Origin of the sequence: Pseudomonas sp. H26/SER47-MNA-CIBAN-0231, assembly GCF_040310465.1 — a bacterium.
In the GTDB taxonomy this organism is placed as follows: domain Bacteria; phylum Pseudomonadota; class Gammaproteobacteria; order Pseudomonadales; family Pseudomonadaceae; genus Aquipseudomonas; species Aquipseudomonas atacamensis.
On record NZ_JBEOPW010000008.1, the window covers coordinates 217464 to 229946 of the forward strand.

Here is a 12483-nt window from a genome sequence, read left to right on the forward strand (position 1 = left end):
CTCCCACAGTTTTACTGTTCCTGGATCAGCCCTGCGGCTTGAGAATCAACACCGCCAACGGCGGAAGATTCAGTTCCAGCGACAACGATTGACCATGGCTTGGCACTTCTTCGGTCAACGCTCCGCCGCCATTGCCATAGTTGGAGCCGGCGTAAATGTCGGCGTCACTGTTGAACAGCTCGGTCCAGCGCCCGGCAAACGGCACGCCGACCCGATACGCCTGGCGCGGTACCGGGGTGAAGTTGGCAACCACCAGCACTGGCGAGCCATCCTTGCTCCAGCGCAACCACGCGTAAACGCTGTTGATCGCATCATCGCCAATCAACCACTGGAAGCCCTGCGGCGCATCGTCCTGATCGTGCAGCGCCGGCTCTTCGCGATACAGCCGGTTGAGATCGCCAACCAGTTTCTGCACACCTTTGTGCTCGGAGTACTGCAGCAGGTACCAGTCCAGTTGCTGATCGTGGTTCCACTCGCGCCATTGGCCAAACTCGCAGCCCATGAACAGCAGCTTCTTGCCCGGATGCGTCCACATGAAGCTCAGATAAGCACGCAGGTTGGCGAACTTCTGCCAACGGTCGCCAGGCATCTTGTCGATCAACGAGTGCTTGCCGTGCACCACTTCGTCGTGGGAAATCGGCAGGATGAAGCGTTCCGACCAGGCGTAGACCAGACCAAAGCTCAACTCGTTGTGGTGATGGGCGCGGTACACCGGGTCCTGCTGGATGTAGTGCAGCGAATCGTGCATCCAGCCCATGTTCCATTTGTAGGAAAAGCCCAATCCGCCCTGCTGGGTGCTCTGGCTGACGCCCGGCCATGCGGTGGACTCTTCGGCAATCACCAGCGCACCCGGCGCTTCCAGTTCAACCACGTCGTTCAAATGACGCAGGAAGTCGATGGCCTCCAGGTTCTCCCGCCCGCCGTGGCGGTTCGGCACCCATTCGCCAGCCTTGCGCGAATAGTCGCGATACAGCATTGAGGCCACCGCATCGACACGCAGGCCGTCGATATGGAAGTGTTTCAGCCAGTGCAGCGCCGAGGCCAGCATGTATCCGTGCACTTCCGTGCGACCGAGGTTGTAGATAAGGGTGTCCCAATCCTGATGGAAGCCTTCCAGCGGATTGCCGTACTCGTACAGCGCGGTGCCGTCGAACTGCGCCAGACCGTGGGTATCGGTAGGGAAATGCGCCGGTACCCAGTCGAGGATCACACCGATGTCGGCCTGGTGACAGGCATTGACGAACGCGGCGAACTGATCCGGCGTGCCATAACGCGCGCTCGGTGCGAATTGCGAAAGCAACTGATAACCCCAGGAACCACCGAACGGGTGCTCCATGATCGGCATCAATTCGATATGGGTGAATCCCAGCTCTTTCACATAAGGAATCAGCCGCTCGGCCAGTTCCGGCCAGGTGTACTGGCGCGCAACCTCGCCGAGATCATCCAGCTCGCACTGCCAGGAGCCGGCGTGCAACTCGTAGATCGACAAAGGCTTGGAACGCTGCTGGCGATCCTGACGGGACTTCATCCACTCGTGATCCTGCCAGTCGATTTGCAACGGCGAGGCGACTTTCGAGGCGGTGTCCGGTGGCAGGCTGGTGGCCAGCGCCATCGGGTCGGCCTTGAGCGGCAGAATGCCGTGAGCGCCGAGGATTTCGTACTTGTACAACTCCCCCGCTTGCAAACGCGGAATGAACAGCTCCCACACGCCCGAAGGATGGCGCAGGCGCATCGGGTGACGACGACCGTCCCAGACGTTGAAATCGCCAACCACCGACACACGGCGGGCATTCGGCGCCCACACGGCAAAGCGCACGCCGTCAACGCCATCAACGGTTTTCAGCTGTGCACCGAGGCAAGCGCTGAGGTCACGGTGATTGCCTTCGGCGAACAGGTACAAATCCATTTCGCCCAGCAGCTGGCCAAAGCTGTACGGATCTTCGGCAACCTGCTCGCCACCGGCCCAGCGCGTGCGCAACAGGTACGGTCGCGCCTGATCGAAATGGCCGACAAACAGCCCCGGCGTCTCGGTCATCTCCAGCGGGCCAAGCTCTTCGCCGCTGTCCTTGTCCAGCACCGCCACACTCAGCGCACCGGGCAGATAAGCGCGGATGAATTGCCCACCGCCGCCATCGCCGTGTGGGCCGAGAATGGAAAACGGGTCCTGATGTTCGGCGCGTACCAAGGCATCAATGTCGCGTGCCGAGGGTAACAATGCTTCCTTTACCACACCCTGTTCCTTGTTCGAGAAACTCATGACTACTCTCCACCAAGATCGGAAAAGGGTTTAAGCCCTGTCAATAATCCATACAAGCCGTGCAATGGCACGGGCAGCCACGTTGGGCGGTTTTCCGCCTCGTAGGCCACTTCATAAGCGGCTTTTTCCAGGCCGAACAACGCCAGCGCGGCGTCGGCACCCTGAGGATCCTGCCAGGCATGCTCAAGACTAGCTGCTGCCTCGCGGTATGCCTGGACAAATGCCTCGCGTGCTTCGCGCAGATAACGCTCGGCGACCCGTTTACGCGCCGCTTCGGCTTCGACGCTGTTGTCGACGTTGTGCACATTGATGGTCATCGCCGCTGCGTAATCGAACGAACGCAGTACGCCGCTGACATCCTTGTACGGGCTGTGCTTGCCGCGACGCTCACTCAACGGCCGCGCAGGTTCGCCCTCGAAGTCAATCAAGTAGGCATCGCCCTTGATCACCAGTACCTGACCCAGGTGCAAGTCGCCATGCACCCGAATGCGCAAGCCGCCAGTGGCTTTCTTCGCCAGATCCTGCACATGGGCAAGAATGGTTTTCTTCTCGTCGAGCAGGCGCTTGACCAGTTTCTGATCCGCCGCGTTCAACTCGCCTTGATGCTGCTTGAGCAGTTTCAAGGCATGTTCGACCTGGGCGGTGACATCCTTGGCCGTCGCGGCCATGTCCTTGCTCGACGACACTTGCGGCGCAAAGTCGGTGTTCTCGGTCGGCGCAGCGAGCACCTGATGCATCTCGCCCAGACGCTGACCGAGCATGCCGGCGAAGTCTCTCAGCTCGCCGAGGGCGTTGTAATGCTGCTCCTGCTCGGACATGGCGTCGGCCAGTTCATCACGGAGCGCCCGTTCCAGGTTGTTCTGCGTCCATTCCCATGCATCGCCCTGATTGCTCAGATAGCCCTGAGCGATCATCAGCAGATTGTCTTCACCCTGCGCATCGCGGCGAATCACCGAACCGAGCAGTGGCGAGATATTGGCAAACCCGGCCTCGGTCAGGTAAGCGCTCATCTCCAGTTCCGGGTGTACGCCAGAAGCCACTTTGCGTATCAGCTTAAGCACCAGGCTGTTGCCGACAACCACGGAGCTGTTCGATTGCTCGGCCGACAGGTAGCGCACATCCGACTCGGCGCCGAGGCCGAGTTTTTCCAGATGATCTGTCTGTTCGAAGCGGATTTCGCCTTCGATCGATTCCAGTACGGTGTTGTTCTGCATGCCTTGCAGAACGGCGCGGACGAAAGTCTCCAGGCTGAACGCATCAGTAATCAGACCGACCTGACGCACACGGCGTACACGCGATAGCGCCAATTGCTGCGGCAACGGCGGGCCGACATGGTCTTCGCCAATGAAGCCGAACGGCAGTTGATAACGGTTGGTCTGGCCACCGCTGGTAACTTCGATTTCGCTGAGCAGCACTGGATGCTGGGCATCACCGAAACGCACGCCATAAGCCAGATTAACCTTCTCGATCGCCGCGTCCTTGCCGGCGAACCAGCGACGGTTCTGCAGCCAGCTCGGCAGAATGCTTTGTTCCAGCGTCGTACGCGACGGCGCTTCGAGCAGCTCTTCCATGCGTTTTTTCAGTACCAGCGTGGTGAAATCCGGCAGGCTCTGCGCCGGTTCGACGTGCCAGCTCGGCATCTGGTTTTCCGCCGCGAGTGCGAACCAATAGAAGCCATAAGGCGCCAGGGTCAGAAGGAAATTCAACTGACCGATCGGCGGGAACGCGTTACCGCCGAGCATTTCCACCGGCACCATGCCGACGTACGCCGACAGATCCAGCTCCACTGCTTGCGCACTGCGCGAGACGTTGGCCACGCACAGGATGATTTCGTGCTTGCCATCGACATCGGTGTATTCGCGGGTATAAGCCAGCACGCGACGGTTGGCCGGCGAGAGCATTTTCAACGTGCCACGGCCGAACGCTTTCGATTGCTTGCGCACGGCCAGCAGGCGCCGCGTCCAGTTCAACAGCGAATGCGGATCGCCGGACTGGGTTTCGACGTTAACCGACTGATAGCCATACTGCGGATCCATGATCGGCGGCAGTACCAGACTGGCCGGATCGGCGCGGGAGAAACCGCCGTTGCGGTCGATCGACCACTGCATCGGCGTACGCACGCCGTCGCGGTCGCCGAGGTAGATGTTGTCGCCCATGCCGATTTCGTCGCCGTAATACAGGGTCGGCGTGCCGGGCATCGACAGCAGCAGACTGTTGAGCAGTTCGATGCGGCGACGATCGCGTTCCATCAACGGTGCGAGACGACGGCGAATACCGAGGTTGATCCGCGCGCGACGGTCAGCCGCGTAGTAGTTCCACAGGTAATCGCGCTCGCGGTCGGTGACCATTTCCAGGGTCAGCTCATCGTGGTTGCGCAGAAAAATTGCCCACTGGCAATTGGCCGGAATTTCCGGGGTCTGCCGGAGAATGTCGGTAATCGGGAAGCGATCTTCCTGCGCCAGCGCCATATACATGCGCGGCATCAGCGGGAAGTGGAAGGCCATGTGGCATTCGTCGCCATTGACGCCAGCGGCATCGGTGTCACCGAAATACAGCTGAGTGTCTTCCGGCCACTGATTGGCCTCGGCCAGCAGCATCCGGTCGGGGTAGTTGGCGTCGATCTCGGCACGGATCTGCTTGAGGACGTCGTGGGTCTCGGGCAGGTTTTCATTGTTGGTGCCGTCGCGCTCGATCAGGTACGGAATCGCGTCAAGGCGCAGGCCGTCGATGCCCATGTCCAGCCAGTAGCGCATCACCGACAACACGGCTTTCATGACTTGCGGGTTATCGAAGTTCAGATCCGGCTGGTGCGAATAGAAGCGGTGCCAGAAGTACTGACCGGCGACCGGGTCCCAAGTCCAGTTGGACTTCTCGGTGTCGAGGAAGATGATTCGCGTGCCGTCGTACTTCTGGTCGTCATCGGACCAGACGTAGAAATCCCGCGCCGCCGAACCCGGCTTGGCTTTACGTGCACGCTGGAACCACGGGTGCTGGTCGGACGTGTGGTTGATGACCAGTTCGGTAATCACCCGCAGCCCGCGCTTGTGCGCTTCGGCAATGAAGCGCTTGGCGTCGGCCATGGTCCCGTAGTCGCTGTGCACGCCACGGTATTCGGCGATGTCGTAACCGTCGTCGCGACGTGGCGAGGGATAGAACGGCAGCAGCCAGATGGTGTTGACGCCGAGGTCGGCAATGTAATCGAGTTTGGCGATAAGCCCGGGAAAGTCGCCGATCCCGTCATTGTTGGAGTCGAAAAACGATTTGACGTGAACCTGATAGATCACCGCGTCCTTGTACCAGAGCGGGTCTTTGATGAAGGCGGCTGCCTTGGGTTTCTTCGCCATGTGGAACTCCTGTTGAATACTTTATGGGCGTCCCACGACGATCGTTCCCACGCTCTGCGTGGGAATGCCGCCATGGACGCTCTGCGTCCGCTTTGGGACGCGGAGCGTCCCGGGATGCATTCCCACGCAGAGCGTGGGAACGATCATTACGTGGCGCTGATCCGCCAAATCCCGAACGGCTGATACGCCGGGTCAATACGCATGAACTGATATTTGCCGTGCCAGTCCCAGCGATGGCCGTTCATCAAATCTTCGCCATGGGTGGTGGCATCGTCCGGCAGGCCCATTTCCCACAGCGGCAGTTCGAAATTCGCTTCCTGCACGTTATGCGGATCGAGGCTGACCGCGACCAGAATGAAATTGCTGCCATCGGCGCTGCGCTTGCCGAAGTACAGAATGTTGTCGTTCCAGGCGTTGTAGATTTTCAGCCCCAGATGCGTGTGCAGCGCCGGGTTCTGCCGACGGATACGGTTGAGCTGGGCGATTTCGGCAATGATGTTGCCGGGTGCGGTGAAATCGCGGACGCGGATTTCGTATTTCTCCGAATCCAGATACTCCTCTTTGCCCGGTACTGGCGCCGATTCGCACAATTCGAAACCGGAATACATGCCCCACAGCCCCGAACCCATAGTCGCCAGCGCCGCGCGAATGAGGAAACCGGGACGCCCCGACTCATGCAAAAACGCCGGGTTGATGTCCGGGGTATTGACGAAGAAATTCGGCCGGTAGCATTCGCGCCACGGTGACTGATTCAGCTCGGTGAAATATTCCGCCAGTTCGGCCTTGGTATTGCGCCAGGTGAAATAGGTGTAGCTCTGCGAATACCCGACCTTGCCCAGACGCGCCATCATCGCCGGCGTGGTGAAGGCCTCGGCGAGGAAGATCACTTCCGGATACAGCGTGCGCACATCGGCGATCAGCCATTGCCAGAACGGCAGCGGTTTGGTGTGCGGGTTGTCAACGCGGAAGATTTTCACGCCTTCCTTGACCCAGCCGACGACGATGTCGCGCAACTCGACCCACAGACTCGGAATCGCGTCCGGCGCATAGAAGTCGACGTTGACGATGTCCTGGTATTTCTTCGGCGGGTTTTCGGCGTATTTGATCGTGCCGTCCGGGCGCCAGTTGAACCAGCCCGGATGCTCTTTGAGCCACGGGTGATCCTGAGAACACTGGATGGCGAAGTCGAGAGCGATTTCCAGACCGTGATCGGCGGAGGCAGCCACCAGGCGGCGGAAATCTTCACGGGTGCCGAGTTGCGAATGTATCGCCTCGTGACCACCCTCCTCGCTACCGATCGCGTACGGACTGCCCGGATCGTCCGGGCCAGCGGTCAGGGAATTGTTGCGGCCCTTGCGGTGGGCACGGCCGATCGGATGAATCGGCGTGAAGTACAAAACATCGAACCCCATGTCCTGAATCATCGGCAGTCGCGAGTGCACGTCGTTGAAAGTGCCGTGACGCTGGGGATCGTCGGTGATGGAGCGCGGAAACAGCTCGTACCAACTGGCGAACTCGGCGAGTTCGCGCTCGACGTCCATGGGAAATTCGGCGCTGACGCTGAGGTAGGCGCGGTGATCGGCCTGAGCCATCAGCTCTGCACTGCGCGAGTGCAGAAACAGCGCAACCTGCTCGGTTTCGAGCAGGCCGGACAATTCATGGTGCAGCGCGGCGAGCTGCTCGCTGAGCTGCCCTTCGCTGCGTTCGGCGGCCTGTTGCACCATCGTGCGGCCTTCCTGCAACTCCAGAGAAACCGGCACCGCCGCGCTGTGCTTCTTTTCCAGTTCGTACTGGAAGCTGGCGAAATGGTCGATCCACGCTTCGATGCAATACAGGTAGCGGCCCTGCTCCTCAGGGCGGAACTGGCCTTGCCAGGTGTTATTGCCCTGATCGGACATGACCTCGGTCTGCCAGGTTTCCTGGCCTTCCTCGCGCCAGCGGATGCGCACGGCGAGCTTGTCATGGCCGTCGGCAAAGACTTTGCTGGTCACCACCACTTCGCGCCCGGCAATCGATTTGGCGGCGAACTGGCCGCCGTCGAGAGTCGGCACGGTGTTTTCGATGACGATACGTGGCAGCAGCAACGCCTGCGACAATGGCATGTGCGGGTTGTAACTCAGCTCTGAAGGTCTTTCAGCAGTCATTGAGCATCTCTCCTTAACGCCCCAAGGACGCTCTTGTGCCGGAACAGTATTCGCGACAAAGCGCCGGCCCTGTCATGAACTCACTTAGGTTCCGAGCAACCGGCGCGGGGAAAAGTTCAGATGAAATTAACAAGACAAATCTGCGGATCGAATTTGTCGTGGCCGGGTCAACTCACTTAAGCACGTCCCACGCCATGTGCCATACGGAGGTCACCTGATGAGCATCCCGATCCCGGCGGAAACGCCCGATCCGAACATCGACAAACCCACCCTGCCGGACACCGAACCGCCACCGGTGCCCGAGCAAGAGCCGCCAGGCACCACGCCACCACCGAAAGAAGAGCCACCGAGCACGATGCCGCCGGTGATCGTCTGAACCCTGCCTCCTGATCGTCCCCATGCTCCGCGTCTGATCTGATCGTTCCCACGCGCAGCAAAGGAATGCAGCCCGGGACGCTCCGCGTCCCATCCAGAGCCGAACGCGGAACGTCCGTTGAGGCATTCCCACGCGGAGCGTGGGAACGATCAGGCAACGATCATCAGACGGCGGAGAGTCAGAGGTGGTCGTTCTTGTCGACATCCTTTTCGAACACTCTCACCACGTAAGGCATCACGCTGAAAATCGCCAGCGCCAGAATGGTACTGAGCAATGCCGTCGCTTCCTTGCCCAGCCCCGCCGCCACGCCGATCGCCGCCGTCATCCATAAACCCGCCGCCGTGGTCAGGCCTTTGACATGCGCCTCGTCACCCTGCTGATTTTTCAGTATGGTGCCGGCGCCGAGAAAGCCGATCCCGGCAATCACGCCCTGCAAGACCCGACTCATCGCATCGGATTCTGCGCCCGAGGTCTGTGGCACCAATACAAACAACGCCGCGCCCAGCGCCACCAGCATGTGCGTGCGCACGCCCGCTGCCTTGCCTTTATGTTCGCGCTCGAAACCGAGTATCCCGCCGAGAATTGCCGCCATCACCAGGCGTACGGTGATCCGGGTCATTTGCGAGGCGTCGCCGATATCGGCAAATTCGGCTTGCATCGTGGCCCACACTTCATCCCACCAGTCTTCCATCGTGCCTCCCTTGTTATTGGTTAGATAAACGATGGACAACAGCGACCATTAATCGGTTGCGCAGAACGATCGGCGCGCTGCGCTTCCTAATATGCAGACCTCCCTGGAACAAGGACTGCCGCCATGCCCGTGCGAATCGATGAATCCAACCCCGAGCAGAAAGTGTGTTTTTTTACCGTCGAGCATGGTGAGGAAATTCGCATCTGCGACACCCTTGAAGTCCTGACCGACAGTGACAAAGCCATGTCGTTCGTGGAAATCGAAGGCAAGCGCACCTACATCACCGAAGCAGAAGCCGATGCCTTGACCGTCGCCGGGGCCAAGGACGGGCGCAAACATCTGAAGGCCGACGACAGTGATTCGGTGGTTTGATTGATCTCGATCAACACCCGACGCAGACGCCTGCAATAGGCGTTTGCGCCTTGCCTGTCAGGTTGCTTCACGTTGTCGCAGGCATTGCGTCAAACCTCATCTGATCCGCTTTTTATTGCCAAACCTGAGTCTGTTCTGCAAACAGATCGGCGCTCATAGTGCATCGGCCTGATGGAGGCTGATGAGCGAACGAACATGAGCGAGCAAATCCCCGTCCGAACCGTAGAAGCATCGCCAACAATAAAAAGCGTACCCGCGCGCCCACTGAAGGCGACTGCCGGATCCACCGACAAGCAGATCCACACCCGCAGTTTCACCGGCCTGTTCCGCAACCTGCGTATGAGCGGTGCCGGACTTCTGTTCGTGCTGTTTTTCGGCACCGTGTGGCTGAACTGGGGCGGTCGGCAGGCGGTGCTGTGGGATCTGGCGGAAAGCAAATTCCACATCTTTGGCGCGACGTTCTGGCCGCAGGATTTCATTCTGCTCTCAGCGCTGCTGATCATCGCTGCGTTCGGACTCTTCGCCATCACCGTGTTTGCCGGTCGCGTCTGGTGCGGTTACACCTGCCCGCAGAGCTCGTGGACGTGGATCTTCATGTGGTGCGAGAAGATCACCGAAGGCGAGCGCAACCAGCGCATCAAACTACAAGCGGCGCCATGGAGCCTGAACAAACTGGCGCGGCGTGCCGCCAAGCACACGCTGTGGCTGGCAATCAGCGTGATCACCGGCCTGACCTTCGTCGGCTATTTCACCCCGATCCGGCCGCTGGCCGAAGAACTGCTGACCCTGCAGATCGGTGGGGTCAGTCTGTTCTGGGTGCTGTTTTTCGCCGCCGCGACCTACATCAACGCCGGTTGGTTGCGTGAGGCGGTGTGCATGCACATGTGCCCGTATGCGCGGTTCCAGAGTGTGATGTTCGACAAAGACACGCTGACCATTGCCTACGACGCCGCCCGCGGCGAAAACCGGGGTCCGCGCAAGCGTGATGTGCGCCCGGTAGAAGCCGGCCTGGGTGATTGCATCGACTGCCAGTTGTGCGTGCAGGTCTGCCCGACCGGCATCGACATCCGCGATGGCTTGCAAATGGAATGCATCGGCTGCGCAGCATGCATCGACGCCTGCGATTCGATCATGGACAAAATGCATTACCCGCGCGGCCTGATCCGCTACAGTTCCGAGCGCGAATTGCAGGGCGGCAAGACTCATCTGCTGCGTCCGCGTTTGATTGGCTACACGGCGGTGTTGCTGGTGATGATCGGCGCGTTGGCGCTGGCATTGATCGAGCGGCCGATGGTGTCGCTGGACGTGACCAAGGATCGTGGGCTGTTCCGCGAGAACGCTCAGGGGCAGATCGAGAATATTTATTCGCTGAAAGTGATCAACAAGACTCAACAGCGGCAGGAGTACCGCTTGAGTCTGGTTGATGGCGACGGATTTGAGTTGCAGGGCAAAACGGCACTGAGCCTGGCGCCCGGGGAGATTGTCGATGTGCCGGTGTCGGTGGCGATGACCACCGAGCGCCCGGCGAGCAGTTCGCAGACGTTGAGTTTCAGGATTGAAGACAGTGACGAGCCGCAGGTATACAGCGTGGCGAACAGCCGGTTTGTGGCGCCGATGAATCGTTGAGGAGCTGGCATTGCTGCCCTCACCCCAGCCCTCTCCCGGAGGGAGAGGGAGCCGACCGAGGTGTCTGTCGCTATGCATCGACCTGAAAGACCGAGTCGATTATGGATTCGGCAAAGCAGTGTCAGGTCGGCATATTTCATCAGCATCCTCCAATCAGTCCCCTCTCCCTCTGGGAGAGGGCTAGGGTGAGGGCTCCTTCCCTGACACCCCACAAAATCAAGTCCACCAAGGCCCACCGATGAAACGCTACGAAAAATTCGCCGACGACATCGCTGAACTGATCCGCTCCGGCGTCCTCGGCCCTGGCCAGCGGGTACCGTCGGTGCGCTATGCCAGCCAGGCTTACGGGGTCAGCCCGTCGACCGTGTTCCAGGCCTATTACCTGCTCGAACGCCGCGGCCTGATCCGCGCCCGGCCGCGCTCCGGTTACTTCGTCAACGCCCATACACCGAGCACATTTTCCGAGCCGGTGATCAGCAGCCAGGTCAACGAATCCACCGAAGTCGACGTCAGCGAACTGGTGTTCTCGGTACTCGATTCGATCAAAGACCCCAACACCGTGCCCTTCGGCTCGGCCTTCCCCAGCCCGACGCTGTTCCCGCTGCAACGCCTGTCGCGCTCCCTGGCCAGCGCCGCGCGGGAGATGGACCCGCGCATGGTCGTCACCGATATGTCGCCGGGCAACCCGCAACTGCGCCGACAGATTGCCCTGCGCTACATGGTCGGCGGGCTGATGCTGCCGATGGAAGAGCTACTCATCACCAACGGCGCTCTCGAAGCGCTGAACCTGTGCCTGCAAGCAGTGACCGAGCCCGGCGATCTGGTGGCCATCGAGGCCCCGGCGTTTTATGCCTGCCTGCAAGTGCTGGAGCGCCTGAAGCTCAAAGCCGTGGAAATCCCCGTGCACCCGCGTGACGGCATCGACCTCGGCGTGCTCGCGCAAACTCTGGAACGCCATCCGATCAAGGCCTGCTGGTGCATGACCAGTTTCCAGAACCCAATGGGCGCGACCGTGCCCGAGGCGAAGAAACAGGAACTGGTCGAACTGCTGCGTCAGCATCAGGTACCGTTGATCGAAGACGACGTCTACGCCGAGCTTTATTACGGGCAACAGGCGCCAAAACCGGCCAAGGCTTTTGATACCGAAGGATTGGTCATGCATTGCGGCTCGTTCGCCAAAAGTCTCGCGCCCGGTTATCGCATCGGCTGGGTGGCGGCCGGGCGTTTCGCGCAGAAGATCGAGCGACTGAAGCTGATGACCTCGCTGTGCGCTTCGATGCCGGCGCAAGCGGCAATTGCCGATTATCTGCAACACGGCGGCTACGATCGGCATCTGCGCAAACTGCGTTATGCCCTGGAAGAACAGCAGAGCGCGATGCTCGCGGCGATTGCTCGGTATTTTCCGGCGCAGACCCGGGTCAGCCAGCCGGCGGGCGGCTACTTTCTGTGGCTGGAATTGCCGGAGCAGATGGATTCGCTGAAGCTGTTTCAAATGGCATTGGCGCAAGGCATCAGCATCGCGCCGGGGCCGATATTCTCGCCGACCCAGCGTTTCAGGAACTGTATTCGATTGAATTACGGCAGCCCGTGGACCGAGGAATCGGAAAAGGCCATGGAGACGTTGGGGCGGATTGTGCGGTCGTTCTGAGGGATAGATGTTGTCTGGACTGGCC

General features: G+C 60.2%; 8 protein-coding genes. 4 read left to right on the plus strand and 4 right to left on the minus strand.

The window, feature by feature from the left end; all coding sequences use genetic code 11:
• Positions 1-25: 25 nt before the first annotated feature.
• The 3 genes from glgB to AAEZ10_RS15185 all read right to left on the minus strand — a co-directional run bounded on the left by glgB (position 26) and on the right by AAEZ10_RS15185 (position 7745).
• Positions 26-2257: a 1,4-alpha-glucan branching protein GlgB gene (gene glgB, locus AAEZ10_RS15175; protein WP_350569866.1), complete on the minus strand. Its 2232-nt coding sequence runs from the start codon at positions 2255-2257 to the stop codon at positions 26-28.
• A 2-nt stretch (positions 2258-2259) separates the two neighbouring features.
• Positions 2260-5601 (minus strand): maltose alpha-D-glucosyltransferase, encoded by a 3342-nt coding sequence (gene treS, locus AAEZ10_RS15180; protein ID WP_350569869.1) that lies wholly within the window; start codon positions 5599-5601, stop codon positions 2260-2262.
• Between the two features lie 146 nt (positions 5602-5747).
• Positions 5748-7745 carry an alpha-1,4-glucan--maltose-1-phosphate maltosyltransferase gene (locus AAEZ10_RS15185; RefSeq protein ID WP_350569871.1) on the minus strand — a complete coding sequence of 666 codons (1998 nt, stop codon included), beginning with the start codon at positions 7743-7745 and terminating at the stop codon, positions 5748-5750.
• 217 nt (positions 7746-7962) lie between these two features.
• Here AAEZ10_RS15185 and AAEZ10_RS15190 point away from each other — a divergent pair, with 217 nt between their 5' ends.
• On the plus strand, positions 7963-8121 hold the full coding sequence (locus AAEZ10_RS15190) for a hypothetical protein (protein WP_163012245.1): 159 nt from the start codon (positions 7963-7965) through the stop codon (positions 8119-8121).
• A 178-nt stretch (positions 8122-8299) separates the two neighbouring features.
• Here AAEZ10_RS15190 and AAEZ10_RS15195 read toward each other — a convergent pair whose 3' ends face one another.
• Positions 8300-8812, minus strand: coding sequence for an MgtC/SapB family protein (locus tag AAEZ10_RS15195; RefSeq protein ID WP_016774631.1), 513 nt, complete (start codon positions 8810-8812; stop codon positions 8300-8302).
• A 123-nt stretch (positions 8813-8935) separates the two neighbouring features.
• Between AAEZ10_RS15195 and AAEZ10_RS15200 the strand changes: the two genes are divergently transcribed.
• The 3 genes from AAEZ10_RS15200 to mapR all read left to right on the plus strand — a co-directional run bounded on the left by AAEZ10_RS15200 (position 8936) and on the right by mapR (position 12458).
• The gene (locus tag AAEZ10_RS15200) at positions 8936-9184 is read left to right on the plus strand and encodes a DUF3203 family protein (RefSeq protein ID WP_016774630.1); all 249 of its coding nucleotides are present in this window, start codon (positions 8936-8938) and stop codon (positions 9182-9184) included.
• A gap of 195 nt (positions 9185-9379) precedes the next feature.
• Positions 9380-10810 carry a cytochrome c oxidase accessory protein CcoG gene (gene ccoG / locus AAEZ10_RS15205; RefSeq protein WP_350569874.1) on the plus strand — a complete coding sequence of 477 codons (1431 nt, stop codon included), beginning with the start codon at positions 9380-9382 and terminating at the stop codon, positions 10808-10810.
• A 238-nt stretch (positions 10811-11048) separates the two neighbouring features.
• A complete protein-coding gene (gene mapR / locus AAEZ10_RS15210) occupies positions 11049-12458 on the plus strand; it encodes a GntR family transcriptional regulator MpaR (RefSeq protein ID WP_071172353.1) in 1410 nt (469 codons plus the stop codon).
• Positions 12459-12483 lie beyond the last annotated feature (25 nt).